Below are 17807 nucleotides of genomic sequence, written 5' to 3'. Positions count from 1 at the left end.
CTGCCTTCATGGCGTGCGCGACCGGCATTGCTGCAACTTTGGCGTTTGCTACGAGCAACCGCGGCGGCACCCTCGCGCCTAAGTTCCTATTTTCGCTTCTCCTTACTGGCCCCTGGGCCGCATGACGCCCGGCCGTCGCCGGGTTCGTGCCCAGGGGATCAGACGGCCACCAAATAGAGCTTGATAGCGCTCGCGGCAGACCCAAGAGTCGCCCGGCAAAGGATGAAAAAGCGATGACTTCCGAAAGCAAGAACGCGCCGGCAGCGCCGAAGCGCGAAGCCGACAAGATCATAATTTTTGATACAACCTTACGCGACGGCGAGCAGTGCCCCGGCGCGACGATGACGTTCGAGGAGAAGCTGCAGGTCGCCGAGCTTCTCGACGCGATGGGCGTCGACGTGATCGAGGCCGGTTTTCCGATTGCGTCGGACGGCGATTTCGAGGCCGTGACGGAGATCGCCAAGCTCGCGAAGCAGTCGGTCATTTGCGGCCTGGCGCGGGCGAACTTCAACGACATCGACCGCGCGGGCGAGGCGATCAAGCCAGCGAAGCGCGGCCGTATTCATACGTTCATCGGCACGTCGCCACTGCATCGCCAGCATCAGCTGCAGCTGACGCAGGAGCAGGTTTACGAGCGCGTCGTCGCGTCGGTGACGCGGGCGCGCGGCTACACTGACGATGTCGAGTGGAGTGCGATGGACGCGACGCGCACCGAGCACGATTATCTCTGCCGGGTCGTGGAAGCGGCGATCAAGGCCGGCGCGACGACGATCAACATTCCCGATACGGTCGGCTATGCGCTGCCGGAAGAGTATTTCGACCTCATTACGATGCTGAAAACGCGCGTTCCCGGCATGGACAAGGTCATCATCTCGACCCACTGCCATGATGACCTGGGCCTCGCGGTCGCCAACTCGCTCGCCGGCGTTCGCGCTGGGGCGCGCCAGATCGAATGCACGATAAACGGTCTCGGTGAGCGAGCGGGCAATGCCGCGCTCGAAGAGATCGTGATGGCCATTCGCACGCGTCACGATCTGCTGCCGCATGACACGGGCATCAAGTCCGAAATGCTGTCGCGGGCATCGAAGCTTGTTTCGGCGGTGACGAACTTCCCGGTGCAGTACAACAAGGCGATCGTCGGCCGGAACGCGTTTGCGCACGAAAGCGGCATTCATCAGGACGGCGTGCTGAAGAATACCGAGACCTACGAGATCATGACGCCGGAATCGGTCGGTGTCGGAAAATCGTCACTTGTCATGGGTAAGCACTCCGGGCGCGCGGCGTTCAAGTCGAAGCTGAAGGAGCTCGGCTACACGCTCGGCGACAACGCGATGGAAGATGCCTTCAACCGGTTCAAGGCGCTCGCTGACCGGAAGAAGCACATCTACGACGAAGATATCGAGGCGCTTGTCGACGACGGCATGGCGCACATGAACGACCGGGTGAAGGTGACGGCTTTGACCGTGATCGCCGGAACGATGGGTCCGCAATCGGCGACGCTGACGCTCGATGTCGACGGGCAGTCGAAAACGGTGCAGAGCGCGGGCAATGGGCCGGTCGATGCAACTTTCAATGCGATCAAACTGCTGTTCCCGCATAATGCGCGTCTCGATCTTTATCAGGTGCACGCGGTGACGGAGGGCACCGATGCGCAAGCGGAAGTGTCGGTTCGTCTCGAGGAGGATGGCCGTATTGCTACCGGCCGCGCCGCCGATCCGGATACGCTCGTCGCCTCCGCCCGGGCATTCGTCGCGGCGCTGAACAAGCTTGTCGTCAAGCGGCAGAAAACCGCCCAGGCGCAGCAGGCAGTCTAGAAGAGAAGAATAGAGCGAGTTTTCGCTTAATTTGGCGGGGTGGCATGCAGGAGCACTGTGCGCTACCCCGCGTCCGTCTGGCGGTATATGGAAAGGGACGGCCGCCAGTTAACATTCGCGCAGAAGCCTTGCTTTGGACGTGGCGGCATTCTTGTATAACGCCGTCCACTTCATAAACTCAGCGGCAGAGAGTAGGCCAGGTTCGCGAATGTTCGGTTTAGGCTTCAGCAACGTCCTCTCCGACAACATTGCTATCGATCTCGGCACCGCGAACACGCTCGTTTACGTGGAGGGGCGGGGCGTCATCATCAATGAGCCGTCTGTCGTCGCCATCCGCTCGCGTGGCGGCGTCCGCGATGTTCTGGCCGTCGGCGAGAAAGCGAAGCAGATGCTCGGCCGGACGCCGGAAAGCATCGAGACGATCCGGCCGCTGCGCGATGGCGTGATTGCCGATTTCATCGCCACCGAAGAAATGCTGCGCCAATTCATCCGCCGCACGAAGTCGCTCGTCGAATTCATTCGTCCGCGGATTCTGGTTTGCGTGCCGGCCGGTGCGACGCCCGTGGAGCGGCGTGCGGTTTACGAGACGGCGCTTTCGGCGGGCGCGCGCAAAGTGTTTCTGGTCGAGGAGCCGGTGGCGGCGGCGATCGGAGCCGGGTTGCCGATCGACGAGCCCAAGGGATCGATGGTCGTCGATATCGGCGGCGGGACGACGGATGTCGCGGTTCTGTCGCTCGGCGGCGTGGTGCAGGCGCGTTCGATCCGCTGTGGCGGCAATGCGATGGACGAATCTATCGTCCGTTACGTCCGGCGCAAGCACCAGCTGGTGATCGGCGAAGCAAATGCCGAGCGCATCAAGATCGAGGCGGGATCGGCATCGCGCGTCATCAACGGTGAAACGGCGGAAATTGTTATTCGCGGCCGGGAGATGAAGGAAGGCAAGGCAAAGACGGTCGTTCTCGGGCCGCACGACATTGCCGAGGCGCTCGAAGGAACCGTCGAGCAGATCGCGGAATTCATTCAGCATACGATCGAGGATCTGCCGCCGGAGATTTCGACGGATATCTGCGAGCGCGGCATTTATCTTTCTGGCGGCGGCGCGAAGCTGACGAAGCTCGACGAGGAGCTCGAACGCAGGGTCGGCGTCAAAGTTCATTTACCCGAAGTGCCGGAGCAATGCGTCATAACGGGAACAGCGGCAATACTGCGAACGCTCAAGGAGCGCGAGCATCTTTTGATCAGACCCTGACCCTTTTCGTGTAGCGGGTCGAGAGCGGCGGACAAGCGGCATGACGCGGCTCAAGGATCATAATCTCTTTTTGCGACGCACGGATCATGCGGCGCCGGGAAAGCGCGTGCGCCCGGTATTGTTGCTGCTCGTGTTTGCGGCATCGGGCTTGCTGCTTCTCAGCCGTCTCGATCACAGCATGCTCGGCGACGTGCGATGGCGCGCTGCTTCGTGGCTGACGCCGGTATTGCAGGGCGCCATGATCCCGGCTGCACCCGTCCGCGAGATCGGGCGATCGATATCGACCCAAGTTGACCTTGGAAACGAACTCGAGCGGCTGAGGCAGGAAAATCAAAAGCTCGAAAGCTGGAAGTGGCGGGCGCAACAACTCGAGGGGAAGGTTGCCGATCTCGAAGCGCTGGCAAAGGCCGTGCCCGCGCAAAAGCTCGATTTCATTACGAGCCGCGTCATCTCGGATGCGAGCGGCGCATTTGTTCGCAGCGTGACGATCGACGCGGGACGCGGACGAAACGTGAAAGAGGGGTATCCCGTTGTCAACGCCGATGGGCTTGTCGGTCGGATCGTCGATGTCGCCCCGGATGCGGCGCGCGTGCTGCTTGCGACCGATCTCAACAGCCGGATCCCAGTTCGAATCGGGCCCAACGCCGTGCGCGGAATTCTTGCGGGAGACAACAGCTCGCGTCCGAAGCTGATCTACATTCCGGACGACGCCAATATCGCGATCGGCGACGATGTGGCGACGTCGGGCACGGGCGGCCTCTTTCCAGCCGGGCTTCGTCTCGGTTCCGTCGCGGGCAATCTCTCGGAGCCGCGCGTTGCGTTGCGCGCCGATCTCGACCGGCTGGACTACGTGAGCGTACTTTTCTTCGCCGATCCGTTTCACGATCTCACCGACGAGCTTTCGAACCGCAAACCCGCGGGGGAAGCGAACAACACCGCTTCGCCGCCCAATGCTTCGCTTGGCAATGCTTCGCCGGGGAAAGCCAAATGAGGTCGCTCCGCCTGCTGATGCCGGTCATTTCCGTCGCGGTGCTGACACTCGCGGCGGCGCTGCCGTGGGGCTTGGCGGCGGAGGATCGGTTCGTGTTGCCGCTGTTGCCGGTGATCGCGATCTATCAATGGACGCTCGATCCCGATGCGTGGTTGCCGGAGTGGGCGATCTTCATCGCGGGCCTGACACTCGATGTATTGACGCAAGGACCTCTCGGGTATTGGGCGCTCGTCTATTTGTTTACGTACATCGTCGCGATCTTCGCATCACGCGCTCGGACAGAGACTGCCACCGGTAGAATGGCGCTGCTTGCCGTCGCGATCGTTGCGGTGACGGGCTTTTCGTGGATGCTGGCATCGCTCTATTTTCTGCAGCTGCTCGACTGGCAGCCTTATGCGCGGAGCACGCTGATCACCATAGTCGCGGCCTTCGTGCTCGTGCCGTTGCTTAGCGCTTTCCGTTTCTGGTCGCGGCCCGCCCGAGGCATCCGTCTCACGCGAGGCAGCGGATGACGGATGTGTCCGATGGGGACGAGCGCGGGCGCGGGGATCAGTTCACACGGCGAAGCTTGCTGCTTGGCGGTGTGCAGGCGGCGGGTTTAAGCCTTGTCGGTTGGCGGGTGTTCGATCTGCAGGTGCTGGGCGCGCGCCGCTATGGGCCGCTCGCCGAAGATAACCGTATCAATCTGCAAGTACTGGCGCCGAAGCGGGGGCGTATTTTCGATGCCTATGGCCGCCTGCTCGCCGACAACGAGCAGGTTTTTCGCGTCACGATCACGCCGGGTCTCGCAAAGAACAGCGTTGGCGTGCTTCGGCGCGTCAGCCGCATCGTGCCGCTGTCGGACGATGAGATCGCGAAGATCGTCGTGCGGGCGCGGAAGCAGGGACGCTACGTCCCGACGACGATCGCGTCGGACTTGAGCTTCGAGCAGGTGGCGCAGCTCAATCTTTTCGCGCCGAGCCTCCCCGGCATCGCCACGGACGCCGCGTTGCGCCGCCGATATCACGATGGACCTGCACTCAGTCATGTCGTCGGCTATGTCGGAAGCGTCGAACGGTTCGCCATCGACGACGACGCGGTCGCGCGGCTTCCGGAAATGCGCATCGGCAAGGGCGGGGCCGAACTTGGATTCGACGGCGAGCTTCGCGGCACGGGCGGCATTCAGAAGGTCGAAGTCGATGCGCGCGGACGTATCATCCGCAATCTTGAAACGGTCGAGCCGGTTGCGGGGCGGGACGTGACGCTCACGATCGATTCCGAGCTGCAGCGGCTCGTTACGGACCGGATGCAAGGTGAAGGCCGCGCGGCGGCGGTGATGCTGGATATTGCGACCGGCGGCATCGTCGTCATGGCATCGGTTCCGGGTTTCGATGCGGGCGCGATTGCGGGCGGCATCGCGGGCGCGGACTGGCAGAAACTCGTGCAGTCGGAAGACAAGCCGCTGCTTAATCGCGCGATCGCCGGACAATATGCGCCGGGATCGGCGTTCATGGTCGTGACGGCGCTTGCAGGTCTCGATGCCGGCGTTCTTTCGCAGGGCGAACGCATTCAATGCGACGGGCACTATGCGTATCGCGGCGAAGTCTACCGCTGCTCGAAGCATGACGGTCACGGGAGCCTGTCGGTGCACGAGGCGATCCGATCGTCTTGCGAAGTGTTCTTCTGCGAGGTGGCGAGCCGTTTGGGGATCACACGGATCGCGGCGGCGGCGCGCGCGATGGGGCTCGGCGGGACGTCGAATGTGGGGGTCGGCGAGGAGAAGGCCGGGCTAGTTCCGGATCCGGATTGGAAGCGCGGCAATCTCAATGCGTCGTGGCTCGGCGGCGAGACGCTGCTGACCGGCCTTGGGCAAGGCTACATGCAGGCGACGCCGTTGCAGCTCGCGGTGATGGCGGCTCGTATCGCCAGCGGACGGGCTATCGTACCAGTGGTGGAGAAGCGCGCGGGCGCTCCGGAATTTCATCCGCTGCCATTCGGAGCGGACAGTTTCGACGCCATTCGCAAGGGCATGGCCGCCGTCGTCAACGACGAGGACGGAAGCGCCAGCGAGGCCAAGCTCGGCGCGGGGAGGCCAATGGTTGCCGGCAAGTCCGGCGGGGCGAAAGTCTTCGCCGGGTTCGAGCCGGCGGAGGCGCCGCGCTATGCGATCGCGACCGTCATCGAGCGTGGCGGAGACGGCAACGCGACTGCCGCGCTACTCGCGCGCGACATTCTCAATCTCGCCGTCGACCGCACTGATCCTGCCCACGGCGATATTGCGCCGGGCGGCGGCGTTGTTCCGGCGACGAACTCCGGCGAGAAGGCGGGATGATGGAAACCTTATTCGCCACGCGCAGCACCTTCGGCCGGCCGCTTCGCCTCAGCGAGAAGCTGTGGCGCATCAACTGGCCTTTGCTCCTGACGGCCTCTCTGCTGGCTGGCATCGGAACGGCAACGCTCTATTCCGTTTCCGGCGGTTCGTTTCAGCCTTGGGCCGAGCGGCATACGCTCCGCTTCCTCATCATGCTCGGCATCGTCGTCGCCATGGCGATCGTGCGGCTGGATGTGTGGATGAAGCTTGCCTATCCCGTGTATCTCGCGGCGCTTCTGATGCTGGCGCTCGTGCCGTTCATCGGCTCGGAAGCGCTCGGAGCGAAACGGTGGATCGATGCTGGTCCAATCTCCTTTCAGCCATCGGAGCTGATGAAGCTCGCGCTCGTTGCGGCGCTGGCGCGCTTCTATTTTCAGGTGCCGCCGGAAAAAGTGGGCAAGCCGCTGTTTGTCTTGCTGCCGCTTCTCATCATCGGCGTGCCGGTTTTCCTGACCATGCAGCAGCCGGATCTCGGATCGGCCGCACTGTTCGTTGCGCTGGGCCTGTCGCTGATGTTCCTCGCCGGCGTGCCGCTTCGCTATTTCGCGCTCGGCGGCTTACTTGCCCTCGCGTCGATGCCGGTGATCTGGTCGGGAATGCATGACTATCAGAAGCGGCGCGTCGAAGTGTTTCTCAATCCCGGCATGGATCCCCTTGGCGCGGGCTATCACATCACGCAGTCGAAGATCGCGCTTGGAGCGGGCGGCGTTGCGGGAAAGGGCTTCATGCAGGGCACCCAGAGCCAGCTCGATTTTGTCCCTGAGAAACATACGGACTTCATCGCGAGCATCATTGGCGAGGAGTGGGGCTTCACCGGGATGCTGTTTTTGATCGCGGTGTACGGTCTGCTCATCCTGATGATGATGCTGATGGCGCAGCGGTGTGAGAACCGCTTCGCCCGGCTCGCCATCGCAGGGTCGGCGATGACCTTCTTTCTCTATGTCTTCATCAACCTGGCCATGGTCACGGGGCTGGTGCCCGTCGTCGGCATTCCGCTGCCGCTCGTCTCGTATGGCGGCACGTCGATGACGACCCTGATGATCGGCCTCGGGGTTGCCATGTCGGCTTATGTGCATGGCCGGAACGGCCGGGGATGAGCCGAGGGCGGGTTTCCCCCCGGAAACGCCAGCAAAATCGGGCTTCATTTCAATGGACTGTGATAGTTTGGGCGAGGGGGTGGACAGAGCCTTCGGCCGATGCTATTCGCTCCGTCCAAGGGGCCCGTATTCGGGCCCCTTCGCCGTCCTTTGGAGCCGCTTGGTTCCGTTTGCCGGGACGGCGATTGGTACGGGTGATTAGCTCAGTTGGTAGAGCAGCTGACTCTTAATCAGCGGGTCCACGGTTCGAGCCCGTGATCACCCACCAAATCCTTGCGAAAGCTGCAAAATTTTTGAAGTCAGTTTTGCATTTGCAGCTGACTCCGAGAAATCTCCACTATCGGGACGCCGGCTCTTCGTTCGAAATCATACCTCTGCGTGTCCTGAAGCGAAGGCCCGCTCTAGGCCATTAGCGGTCATTATCGCTCGGGAGCATACGAAGAAAAGTTGCCGAATGTGCCAGAAACCTTCCTCTCTAAAGTGGCATCATCAATTTCCATTGGGCCGACGTTCCGATTTTCTCTCACTAACTTTCCAGGATGATGCGCGCCAGTTCCGGCGGATTTTCGACGGCGGAAAAGTGCCCGGTGTCTTTAAGTGTGAACATGCGTGCATGCGGGACCAGGGCATGGGTTCGCTCCCGCTCGTTGGGGCGCGACCAATCGTTGTCGCCATAGATCAGCGTCACGGGAGCTGTGATTCCCCGATACTGGTCCCGCGCCTTGCTCCAAGATCGCCAACCCCCCAGCACTTTTCGCGCGGCACGTTTGTAACCGGGAAGATGGGCCACTTTATCGAATTCTGTGAGAAGGTCGGCAGGAAGTTTATTCGGATCATGATATCCGCCATCCATGATCTTTTTGAGGACCATCCTGTTCTCCAGTGACGCATTGAATGCGCCCAGAACCGGAACCTGCAAACTTCCGATGATAAAATTCGCGAACCAGTTGCCACGTCGAATGCCATCGCCGTAGCGGGATTCGTAGTCGTAGGGGTTGATTGCAAAAACGCGCTTCACGCGCTGCGGAATTGTGGCCGCGACGGTTAGAGCCAATGCGCCCCCGATCGACTCGCCGACAAGTGTAACGTCGGTGAGATTGAGTTTCTCTATGAAGCCGATGACGCTTTGCCTGAAATAAGGCTCATCGAGGCGCGCATGCGGATCGATCGGCGAACGACCGTGTCCTGGAAGATCGATAGCGTAAACCGTGTACGATTTGGCGATGACAGGTGCCAGACTTCGGAAATATTCGAGCTGCGTCCGAATTGTATGCATGAGGACTAGAGGTGGCCCTTCGCCGGTTTTTTGGTAGCGCAGGCTGAGCGTATCCGAAATTTGAAGCAGGCTGGGTTCGGTTTTGAGCGGAATTGACATTCGATTTCTCCTTTGAGTTTTTAAAGAAGAGCAAATCCAGTTGGCTTTCTCGATTGCTAAGAGTGCCTGATGGCGACCGGGCGCGATGTCGGATTTCCCGCCAGCGTGGGACGTCAAACTTTCTCTTCGATGATTTGCAGCGCACGGCGTCGCGCCTCTGCAAGAATGGTCTCCGATAAGTCCGCATCGTTCGTGGCGCGCGCCATGACGAGCGCTCCCAACATCAGCCCTCCGAGTTCGATGGCGCGCTCGGCTCGCTTTTCCTCCGGGCAGGACAATCCGTCTGCTGCAAGTTCGAGAACTTTGCTGATGCCATTTGTGAAGGCTTCGCGGACGATAGCGCTCTGTCTGGATGCATCCGCTCCACACGCCGAAACCATGCAGCCCAAAGAGGGATCATTGCGGTGCAAATCTGACAGGTACTCGAGCACATAGGCGATGAGCGCGTACTTGGGGCCTGCTTCCACCGTCCTCTTCTCGAACCGTTGAACGACTTCTTCGAACGCCTTCAAGGTCGACGAAGCGACGAGTTCGTCTTTCGATTTGAAGTGACGGTAGAAGCCGCCGTGGGTCAGTCCTACTGCCTGCATCAGATCGATGACACTTGTCCGTTCGATCCCGCGTTCGCGCAACATCCTCGACGCCGCTGAAGTGATCTCTTCATGATGCTGAGCTTTTGCATCGCGTGACAGGCGCATGACACGTTGCCTTTCTTTTTTGGTCTCGATCACACCGTCACGAGCGCTTCAGCGACGTGCGATTGTATTTTTTCCGTTGGACGAACGCGGAACCAAATGGCGTAGAGGGCCGGCAGGAACAGCAGGATCAGGAAGGTGCCGACTGCCGTTCCACCTATGAGCGTGTAGGCCATCGAGCCCCAGAAAACGGACGTCGTCAGCGGGATGAAAGCGAGCACGGCAGCCATCGCCGTAAGCACGACGGGGCGAGCCCGCTGCACCGTTGCCTCCACCACGGCGTGATAGTCGTCGAGCCCGTCGGTCTTGTTGCTCTTGATTTGCTCGATCAGGATCAAGGTGTTTCGCATCAAGATACCCGACAACCCAATAAGGCCGAGGATGGCGTTGAATCCGAACGGTTGCTGAAAGATCAAGAGCGTCGGAACCACGCCGATTAGTCCCAGGGGCGCCGTAGCAACAACCAGCCACATCGCTGAAAATGACCTGACCTGTAAAATGATCACGATAAGCGTGAGGATGAACATGAGCGGAAACACCGGGACCAATGCGTTGTTGGCCTTGGTTGCCTCCTCAATGTTTCCGCCCATTTCGATGCGATAGCCATCAGGGAGCGATGCGATCAGAGGCTGTAAAGCCTTCTCCACCTCGAGGGAGACAGGCGGCGGTTGCAGGGTTTCATCGATGTCGCTCTGCACCGTAATCGTGGGTGTGCGGTCACGCCGTTTCAGGATCGGGTCTTCCTGAACGATTTCGATGCGTCCGATCTGGCTCAGCGGCACCAATTGGCCGCTGTTGTTTTGCAGCACGAGATTGCCGAGCTTCGTCGGATCGAGCCGGTCGGGTCCGGCGCTGCGTGCCATGACTTGAACCGTGCGGATGTCCTCGCGGACGCCGGTCACCGTCACGCCGGTCAGCAAAAATTGCAGTTGTTGCGAGACATCGTTGGGAGACAACCCGATCAAGCGCAAACGGTCCTGATCCAAGGTGAATCGTACCGTAGGGGTTCGCTCCGTCCAATCCGTATTGACCTCCCGCGTGTGCGGATTGGCGCGCATGATCTCGGCCACCTTTTGAGAGATCTCCCGCAATTTGGCGAGATCGGGCCCCATGACGCGGAACGCAACGGGAAATGGCGAAGGTGGCCCGAATACAAACTGGGTCGCGCGAACGCGCGCTTCAGGTGCTAGGCCTTCCGCGATCTTTTGCCGGATGCGCCATTTCAAGGCGTCCCGAGCTTCCGAGCTTGGCGTCAACACGACGATTTTACCGAACGAGGGGTCTGGTAATTCCGGATTGTAAGCGAGGAAAAAACGAGCCGCGCCCTGACCGATGAAGGAAGTCACGTTTTTGGCTTCCGGCTGCGACTTCAGCCACGCTTCAACCTTGGCGACGGCGGCGCTCGTAACTTCGATGCTTGTGCCTTCGGGCAACTGCACCTCGACGAGCAGTTCGCGCCGATCAGAGCTCGGGAAGAATTGTTGCTTCACCCCAGCCATGCCAACTCCAGCCGCGACGAAAAGCAGTGCCACGAAGCCGGCAACGATGAATTTGCGACGGACCGACCAACCGACCAATTGCCGAAAACGCTCGTAGTTCGGCGTCGAATAAATTGCGGCGTGGCCGCCAACGACCGGTTTGATGTTCGGAAGGAGCTTCACGCCCAAGTAGGGAGTAAAGGCGACGGCGACGATCCAGGATGTGATGAGCGCAAATCCTACGATCCAGAAGATATTGCCGGCATATTCGCCCGCCGTAGATTTGGCGAAGCCCACAGGCATCAGCCCAATGACGGTTACCAGAGTTCCTGACAGCATCGGGGCCGCCGTGTGACTCCAGGCATAGGCCGCCGCCTTGGTGCGTTCGTAGCCTTCTTCGAGTTTCACCACCATCATTTCAATGGCGATGATCGCGTCATCGACGAGGAGTCCAAGTGCGAGGATCAGTGCGCCAAGCGTGATGCGATCGAAGTTTCGATCGGTATACATCATAATCACGAACACGGCGGCGAGCGTCAAAGGCACGGCCCCAGCCACGACGATGCCGACGCGCCAGCCAAGGCTCAGGAAGCTCACGATCATGACGACCGCAAGCGCCACGAAGAACTTCAACATGAACTCGTCGACCGATTCGCGAATGTTTTCGGCCTGATCGATGATCTTGGTAAAGGAAAGGCCCACGGGAAGGGTCTTCGCGATTTTGGCTTCTTCCGCGTCCAGCGCCTTGCCGAGATCAAGACCGTTCCAGCCATCCTGCATGACGGCGCCAAGCACCATCGCCGGCTCGCCGTTATGCCTGATGAGGAAGGTAGAAGGATCTTCATAACCCCGCTTCACGTCCGCGATGTCGGAAAGCTTCAGAACGCGGCCGCCCGCAACGATCGGCGTGTCGGAAATCTTTCGCAGATCATCATAGGCGCCTTCGACGCGCACGAACACCTGCGGACCATTGGTGTCGATGGACCCGGCCGCTGTAACGACATTCTGCCGATTGAGAGCGTCAAAGATCGTGCTGGCGCTAATCCCAAGCGTCGCGAGTTTTGCATAAGAAAACTCAACGAAAATTCGCTCGGGTCGCTCCCCAAGGATGTCGACTTTCTTGACACCAGCGACGTGGAGAAGGCGTTGCCTCAGGGATTCCGCCTCTCGCGTTAGCTGACGCGGTGGCATCCGGTCTCCCTGCACCGTATAGAGGGCAAAGGTGACATCCGCGTATTCGTCGTTGATGAACGGTCCTATGGTGCCGGCTGGGAGCTTGGGCGCCTCATCTCCGAGTTTCTTGCGCGCTTGGTAGAATTGCTCTGAGACATCGGCTGGAGGCGTCTGGTCTCTCAGTTCCAGCTTCATCAACATTAGGCCAGGGCGCGTAAAAGTCTCAACGCGGTCATACCAACGAAGCTCTTGCATGCGCTTTTCAAGCGGTTCTGCAACGAGGTCTTGCATCTCTTTAGCCGTCGCTCCGGGCCACATGGCACTCACCGTCAAAGTCTTGATGGTGAAGGGAGGGTCCTCGGCCCGGCCGAGCTTCGCGAAGGCGTATGCTCCCGCCAGGGTGATTGCGATGATCAAAAACAACGTGATGGCGCGTTCGCGGACCGCCAGTGCGGACAGATTGAAATTTGTCATCGCGAAGCCGTCTCGTCGCCATCGACGCGAACGCTATCGCCCTCACGCAGAAGTCGCGCACCAAGGGCGACGACCTGATCACCAATCTGGATCCCCTTGCTGATGAGAGCCGTTTCTTCGCTGACACCGGCCAGCGTTACGGACCGGAAGTCGACGACCATCTTCTGCTGATCGAGCAGCCAGACGCCGGAGGACGTGCCATTGTCGACAATCGCGCTAACGGGCACCTCGACGACATTTTTTGTTTTGAGCTGCGGGATGTGTAACGTCACGGTTGCGCCGAGGGGAGCGTTTGCGGCCGCTCCCGCCAGAACGTATCGCGCTTCATAAGTTCTCGTGCTTGGGTCCGCCGCATCTGAAAGCTGGCGCAGGCGCGCCGGCGATAGGGATTTGAGATCGCCATAGAGGGTCGCGGACGCTTCTGAGCCGACTGCGGGCCGCTCAGTTTCGGGCAGATTGACAGCGGCTTCACGCGGTCCCGCGTGGGCGAGCCGTACAACGGTCTGTCCTGCTGAGACGACCTGGCCAGGCTCGGAAAGGGTTTCCATCACGACGCCATCGGCATCGGCGACCAGAACGGAATAATCCTGCGCATTGCGGGCAAGCTGCGCATTGGCTTCGGCGGCCGCGAGCTGCGCCTCCGCGTTATCGAGGGCCGATTTCGCCTGCTCGTAGCGCTGGTTGGAAACCCAACCCGGGCCCACAAGTTTTTTGTAACGCGCTTCGTCCGCGCGCGCCTGGATGGCCGTTGCGCGCGCTGCGTTGATCGCATTGTTTTGAGCGTCAATTGTGAGTTTCAGATCGGCTGGATCAAGCTTCATCAACGGTTGCCCGGCCTTGACCGTCTGGCCGGTGTCTACGAGGCGCTCGATGATTTTTCCGGATACGCGAAAGCCGAGGTTGCTCTGCACGCGCGCGGCAATCACGCCCGTGTAGGAACGCTCGGCGGCGCCAGCCAAATGAACGGTGGCGACGCGGACGAGCGGAACGCCCGTCCTTGGATCGGCATCTGATGGCTTGCAGCCAGCAACGCCCACCGAAAAAAGCGCAGTGGCTGCAATAACCCCCGACGCTTTCCGCCACGACGTGCCGGTTGAACGGAATTGGCCGGCATTCCTTTCCAGAGTTTCCATGATGACCTCACTGCCCAATGGCGTTCACAGATCTTCCAATTTTCAACCTCGCAGATATAGAGTATAACTGACATCTAAAATTTACAAGAAGAAAAAGATGCCGATCGACATCTTTCTTGCGAAGCCAAAAAAGCCTGTCTTGGAAAAAGGCTTATGCCGATCCGAAGGCAGAAGGGTGCGGAGAATTGCCTGGTATCTAAATCGTTCCGGTCGAGCTGTGCATCGGCGTTAGCATCCGACAAGCGCCCACGGTCCTCAGGCTATGCCCAAGGCTCATCGTGTCAGGGTCGAGACGATTTTTTCGATTATCGACGCGCTTCGATGATTTGACTTGCCCGCTTACGTGCAGAGGCAATGATCTCGCTGGACAGCTTCTCATCGTCCGTCGCCCGAGCCATCGATACGGCTCCAGACAGCAGCGACATGAGTTCAACGGCTTTTTCCCGGCGATCGGCAGGCGGGCACAACAGGCCTTCCATGATGAGTGAAAGAGTGGTCTTAACACCGCCCGTGAATACACCCCTTACCGCACCTTGTTCGCGGCTGATATCTGGGCCGAACGACGGTATCGGACAGCCCAGCTCCGGCTTTTTGACGTGTGCCAACGTAAGATATTCGGTGACATAGGCTTTGAGCCCTGCCCTCGCACCTTGCGACTGAACTCTTTCCTCGAAGCGGGTGTTGATCTCGGCGAAAATCCTTTCGGTCGCCTCCGCGACGAGGGCATCCTTTGAGTCAAAGTGTTTATAGAAGCCGCCATGTGTAAGACCAGCCGCCGCCATCAGATCTGCGAGGCTCGTGCCGACGATGCCCCGTTGACGCAGCATCTTCGACGTCTCGGAAATGATTTCATCGTGCCGTTGGGCCATGACCTCTCGAGACACTCGCATCGTCAAACCTCTGTTTCGTGCAGTTGCGTATATATTCCGGCTTTCGCCACCACTCTCAGGTCACTCGGCGCTTTGGATCGCCCCACAGTGCCGACAGCGCCCTATTAGGGTCTCGCCGAAGCAAGCTTATCTCATCTTCCAAGCGCAAAACGCGCGCCTGCAATTCTTCGAGCGGGTCATACTCGGCGGCCATCCCGACGCGATCGAGCCATGTCCAGAGGCCGCTCCAACTGGCTTTGGAAGTATCGTGTCCCATGCTTCGACTCCATTAAAGCATTAGATGCTGAGCGAAATCCAAATGTCAAGATCTGTTGATTGCGTCCGACAAGGAAACGGAGACCGAAATAACCTCGGTCCCCGTTTATCTTCTGGAACGACCGTTCAGCGCTTCTTGCGGGTCACGACTGCGCCTGCATGGCTAACGTTCGACGCCGACTGAACCCAAGAACCTTTGGCAGGCCCGTTTGGATTGACATACGAGCCGGCACCCATTGCTCGATCGGTTTCATCCAAAGCCTGGGCACTGAAGGCGCCAGCGGAAAGAGCAGCGGTGGCAAGAGTGGCGATGATCAGAGCTTTCATTGTCATTCTCCATTTGACTGAGAGTTACACCGCCGACTTGTGGCCGGTGGCCTGATTAGATGACGATCATCATCTTATGTATAGATGCTAATTGACATCCAAATGGTCAAGCGCGATGTCCGTCGTTGAATGGGAAAGGCGATTGTGTCGCACGTTAGATGTCAATCAAAATCTAAAAAAGCAGCCAACTGGGCCCAATGGGAGACGATCGATGGCGTAACCGGGCCTCCGGTCGCTCTGCAGCTTACGGAAATTAGGGATCATAGATCAGGGATAGAGCCCACGTTCCTCGCGCGCGGCAAGGATGCGTTCGCACGCAATGACGTAAGTCGCGGTGCGTAAGGAAATTTTGTTGTTTTCTGCACAAGTCCAAATCTTCCGAAGAGCGTCGACCATGAGCTTGTCGAGGCGAGCGTTGATTTCCTCTTCGCTCCAGAAATAGCTTGAGAAGTCTTGGACCCATTCAAAGTAACTGACGGTCACGCCGCCGGCGTTACAAATGACGTCTGGCACGACCAAGATGTTACGATCGGCGAGGACGTCATCAGCATCGGGCAATGTCGGCCCGTTGGCTCCTTCGAGGACGAGCTTTGCTTTTGTTTTGCGCGCTCTTTCCGGGGTCATCTGCGATTCAAGGGCCGCCAGAATCAGGATGTCGCAAGGCGTGTCCCAGAACGCTCCGTCATTTGCCAGTGCACCTTTCACGCCTCGGATGCCTTGCGGTTGCGCCAACAAAGTTTGAATGTCGAGGCCGTGCTCGTCGATTAGCGTTCCCCACTGATCTTGCACGGCAACCACTTTGGCTCCATTGGCGGCGAAAAGTTCCGCCGCCGCCGAGCCGACGTTTCCCAGCCCCTGGATGGAAACTTTCGCACCTTCGATCTTCAACCCAATGCGCGACGCAGCTTCCCGGCCTGTAACAAAGACACCGCGCCCCGTGGCCTTTACGCGGCCAAGCGAGCCACCGAGGTGGATCGGCTTTCCCGTGACCACTCCCGAAGCCGTAAAGCCGACCTGCATGGAGTAGGTGTCCATGATCCAGGCCATCACCTGCGCGCTGGTATTGACGTCGGGAGCAGGAATATCCTTGGTCGGACCGATGATGAGGCTGATCTCGCTGGTGTAGCGGCGGGTGAGTTTTTCCAGTTCGTTCTGCGAGAGGGTAAAGGGATCAACGCACACTCCGCCCTTCGCACCTCCGAAGGGAAGATCCATCGCGGCCGTCTTGATTGTCATCCAAGCTGCGAGAGCCTTCGTCTCGTCGAGAGTGACCTGTGGGTGAAAGCGAATGCCGCCTTTGCCGGGTCCACGAGAAAGATTGTGCTGGACGCGGTATCCCTCGAAGTGGCGAACGCTGCCGTCATCCATTTCGATCGGAACGTCGACAATCAATGCGCGCTTGGGATGCTTAAGCGTTTCGACCCAGCGAGCACGGTTTTTCAGGTACGGCGTGACGCGATCAACTTGAGCGAGATAGGTGGACCACGGATTCGGTGATGCCGTTTCGATGAAGGAGAGGTGCTTCGAGCCTCTTTCGGAGGACATTCTTTGGTTCATCGCGAGATCGCTTCCATGTCGTGGTTTAGCTTATTGAAAAAGCTCCGAAACGGAGGCTCGGCTGATAAGCATCGCGCGACGCTAGCGGGATACTTTGAGGAACGAATCTGCGGAGATGCCCGTCGACCCCAACAAAGGGGCCGAAGGAGACCCTAGTATTCGGCACCGTCTTGTCGGAGAAGCGCCAGGATCTGGCGCTTAAGGGCGATGAAATCTGCTTCCATTGTCAAATCGGACGTGCGCGGCCGTGGGAAGTTGATGGCAAGCTCTTCCAGAATCTTTCCAGGGCGACCTGACATCACAACAACGCGGTCACCAAGGAGGATCGCCTCATCGATGTCATGGGTTACGAAGAGAACGGTCTTCTTTGTGTGATCCCATACCCTGAGCAAGAGCTGCTGCATGGAGTGGCGAGTTTGACTGTCGAGTGCTCCGAAGGGTTCATCCATCAAGAGCACGGCAGGATCATTGGCCAAAGCTCGTGCTATGGCGACGCGTTGTTTCATTCCGCCAGAAAGTTGGGTTGCGTAATGATTTTTGAAGTCTGCCAGCCCTACTTCCTCGAGATAGTGATCGACGATCGCTTTCCGCTCTGCCGGTGCAACGCCCTTGAGCTTTGGCCCATATTCAACGTTCTGAGCCACGGTCAGCCATGGGAATAGTGTATAGGATTGAAAGACCATCCCGCGATCGGCGCCAGGCTCAGTCACCACTTCGCCACCAACGGCTATCGTGCCACTCGTTCGATCCTCGAGACCGGCGATGAGATAAAGCAAGCTGGATTTGCCGCAGCCTGATGGCCCGACAATTACGCAAAATTCGTTGGATTTCACCCCAAGCGAAAGATTGCTCAAAGCCAGGACAGAGCTTTCGCCCTCGCCGTACCGGAGGGAAACGTCTTCGACAGCGATAGCCGACAATCCAGTATCAGCCTTATTCAGCATCAGCA

At 59.3% G+C, this 17807-nt stretch carries 15 protein-coding genes and 1 tRNA gene; 7 read left to right on the top strand and 9 right to left on the bottom strand.

The window, feature by feature from the left end; all coding sequences use genetic code 11:
• Nucleotides 1-233: 233 nt before the first annotated feature.
• From AB4Z24_RS16240 to AB4Z24_RS16210, 7 genes are all read left to right on the top strand, one after another.
• Nucleotides 234-1814 (top strand): 2-isopropylmalate synthase, encoded by a 1581-nt coding sequence (locus AB4Z24_RS16240; RefSeq protein WP_441709911.1) that lies wholly within the window; start codon nt 234-236, stop codon nt 1812-1814.
• 208 nt (nt 1815-2022) lie between these two features.
• Entirely contained in the window at nt 2023-3063 is a 1041-nt protein-coding gene (locus AB4Z24_RS16235) for a rod shape-determining protein (RefSeq protein WP_441709909.1), read from the top strand.
• Nucleotides 3064-3103: 40 nt separating this feature from the next.
• Nucleotides 3104-4054: a rod shape-determining protein MreC gene (gene mreC / locus AB4Z24_RS16230; RefSeq protein WP_441709907.1), complete on the top strand. Its 951-nt coding sequence runs from the start codon at nt 3104-3106 to the stop codon at nt 4052-4054.
• Nucleotides 4051-4566 carry a rod shape-determining protein MreD gene (mreD, locus tag AB4Z24_RS16225; RefSeq protein ID WP_441709905.1) on the top strand — a complete coding sequence of 172 codons (516 nt, stop codon included), beginning with the start codon at nt 4051-4053 and terminating at the stop codon, nt 4564-4566. Before mreC ends, mreD begins: the two co-directional genes overlap by 4 nt.
• Nucleotides 4563-6365, top strand: coding sequence for a penicillin-binding protein 2 (gene mrdA / locus AB4Z24_RS16220; RefSeq protein WP_441709903.1), 1803 nt, complete (start codon nt 4563-4565; stop codon nt 6363-6365). Before mreD ends, mrdA begins: the two co-directional genes overlap by 4 nt.
• The gene (rodA, locus tag AB4Z24_RS16215) at nt 6365-7501 is read left to right on the top strand and encodes a rod shape-determining protein RodA (RefSeq protein ID WP_441709902.1); all 1137 of its coding nucleotides are present in this window, start codon (nt 6365-6367) and stop codon (nt 7499-7501) included. Before mrdA ends, rodA begins: the two co-directional genes overlap by 1 nt.
• A gap of 192 nt (nt 7502-7693) precedes the next feature.
• Nucleotides 7694-7769: transfer RNA gene (locus tag AB4Z24_RS16210), tRNA-Lys, on the top strand.
• Nucleotides 7770-8027: 258 nt separating this feature from the next.
• Here the strand turns inward: AB4Z24_RS16210 and AB4Z24_RS16205 are convergent.
• The 9 genes from AB4Z24_RS16205 to AB4Z24_RS16165 all read right to left on the bottom strand — a co-directional run bounded on the left by AB4Z24_RS16205 (nt 8028) and on the right by AB4Z24_RS16165 (nt 17802).
• Nucleotides 8028-8876, bottom strand: a complete 849-nt coding sequence (locus tag AB4Z24_RS16205) for an alpha/beta fold hydrolase (protein ID WP_441709900.1) — start codon at nt 8874-8876, stop codon at nt 8028-8030.
• A 113-nt stretch (nt 8877-8989) separates the two neighbouring features.
• Complete coding sequence (locus tag AB4Z24_RS16200) at nt 8990-9574, bottom strand: TetR/AcrR family transcriptional regulator (RefSeq protein ID WP_441709898.1); 585 nt, start codon at nt 9572-9574, stop codon at nt 8990-8992.
• Nucleotides 9575-9603: 29 nt separating this feature from the next.
• Nucleotides 9604-12696, bottom strand: a complete 3093-nt coding sequence (locus AB4Z24_RS16195) for an efflux RND transporter permease subunit (RefSeq protein ID WP_441709896.1) — start codon at nt 12694-12696, stop codon at nt 9604-9606.
• Nucleotides 12693-13829, bottom strand: coding sequence for an efflux RND transporter periplasmic adaptor subunit (locus AB4Z24_RS16190; RefSeq protein ID WP_441709894.1), 1137 nt, complete (start codon nt 13827-13829; stop codon nt 12693-12695). Before AB4Z24_RS16190 ends, AB4Z24_RS16195 begins: the two co-directional genes overlap by 4 nt.
• Before the next feature lie 305 nt (nt 13830-14134).
• Nucleotides 14135-14698 (bottom strand): TetR/AcrR family transcriptional regulator, encoded by a 564-nt coding sequence (locus AB4Z24_RS16185; protein WP_441709893.1) that lies wholly within the window; start codon nt 14696-14698, stop codon nt 14135-14137.
• 76 nt (nt 14699-14774) lie between these two features.
• Nucleotides 14775-14975 (bottom strand): hypothetical protein, encoded by a 201-nt coding sequence (locus AB4Z24_RS16180; protein ID WP_441709891.1) that lies wholly within the window; start codon nt 14973-14975, stop codon nt 14775-14777.
• Nucleotides 14976-15100: 125 nt separating this feature from the next.
• Complete coding sequence (locus AB4Z24_RS16175; RefSeq protein WP_441709889.1) at nt 15101-15301, bottom strand: hypothetical protein; 201 nt, start codon at nt 15299-15301, stop codon at nt 15101-15103.
• A 267-nt stretch (nt 15302-15568) separates the two neighbouring features.
• On the bottom strand, nt 15569-16846 hold the full coding sequence (locus AB4Z24_RS16170; protein ID WP_441709887.1) for a Glu/Leu/Phe/Val family dehydrogenase: 1278 nt from the start codon (nt 16844-16846) through the stop codon (nt 15569-15571).
• 164 nt (nt 16847-17010) lie between these two features.
• Nucleotides 17011-17802 (bottom strand): ABC transporter ATP-binding protein, encoded by a 792-nt coding sequence (locus AB4Z24_RS16165; RefSeq protein WP_441709885.1) that lies wholly within the window; start codon nt 17800-17802, stop codon nt 17011-17013.
• Between the last annotated feature and the right edge of the window lie 5 nt (nt 17803-17807).

The organism is Hyphomicrobium sp. 2TAF46 (assembly GCF_052114865.1).
Classification (GTDB): Bacteria; Pseudomonadota; Alphaproteobacteria; order Rhizobiales; family Hyphomicrobiaceae; genus Hyphomicrobium_B.
This window is presented reverse-complemented; position numbering and strand designations above follow the sequence as displayed.

What these genes read in the sequence shown, in the direction of transcription:
- mreD (WP_441709905.1), top strand. Translation starts at nt 4,051, where the DNA reads ATGAGGTCGCTCCGCCTGCTGATGCCGGTCATTTCCGTCGCGGTGCTG.
- AB4Z24_RS16195 (WP_441709896.1), bottom strand. Translation starts at nt 12,696, where the DNA reads ATGACAAATTTCAATCTGTCCGCACTGGCGGTCCGCGAACGCGCCATC.
- AB4Z24_RS16165 (WP_441709885.1), bottom strand. Translation starts at nt 17,802, where the DNA reads ATGCTGAATAAGGCTGATACTGGATTGTCGGCTATCGCTGTCGAAGAC.
- AB4Z24_RS16190 (WP_441709894.1), bottom strand. Translation starts at nt 13,829, where the DNA reads ATGGAAACTCTGGAAAGGAATGCCGGCCAATTCCGTTCAACCGGCACG.
- AB4Z24_RS16185 (WP_441709893.1), bottom strand. Translation starts at nt 14,698, where the DNA reads ATGGCCCAACGGCACGATGAAATCATTTCCGAGACGTCGAAGATGCTG.
- rodA (WP_441709902.1), top strand. Translation starts at nt 6,365, where the DNA reads ATGGAAACCTTATTCGCCACGCGCAGCACCTTCGGCCGGCCGCTTCGC.
- AB4Z24_RS16235 (WP_441709909.1), top strand. Translation starts at nt 2,023, where the DNA reads ATGTTCGGTTTAGGCTTCAGCAACGTCCTCTCCGACAACATTGCTATC.
- mreC (WP_441709907.1), top strand. Translation starts at nt 3,104, where the DNA reads ATGACGCGGCTCAAGGATCATAATCTCTTTTTGCGACGCACGGATCAT.
- AB4Z24_RS16170 (WP_441709887.1), bottom strand. Translation starts at nt 16,846, where the DNA reads ATGTCCTCCGAAAGAGGCTCGAAGCACCTCTCCTTCATCGAAACGGCA.
- mrdA (WP_441709903.1), top strand. Translation starts at nt 4,563, where the DNA reads ATGACGGATGTGTCCGATGGGGACGAGCGCGGGCGCGGGGATCAGTTC.
- AB4Z24_RS16175 (WP_441709889.1), bottom strand. Translation starts at nt 15,301, where the DNA reads ATGAAAGCTCTGATCATCGCCACTCTTGCCACCGCTGCTCTTTCCGCT.
- AB4Z24_RS16180 (WP_441709891.1), bottom strand. Translation starts at nt 14,975, where the DNA reads ATGGGACACGATACTTCCAAAGCCAGTTGGAGCGGCCTCTGGACATGG.
- AB4Z24_RS16205 (WP_441709900.1), bottom strand. Translation starts at nt 8,876, where the DNA reads ATGTCAATTCCGCTCAAAACCGAACCCAGCCTGCTTCAAATTTCGGAT.
- AB4Z24_RS16200 (WP_441709898.1), bottom strand. Translation starts at nt 9,574, where the DNA reads ATGCGCCTGTCACGCGATGCAAAAGCTCAGCATCATGAAGAGATCACT.
- AB4Z24_RS16240 (WP_441709911.1), top strand. Translation starts at nt 234, where the DNA reads ATGACTTCCGAAAGCAAGAACGCGCCGGCAGCGCCGAAGCGCGAAGCC.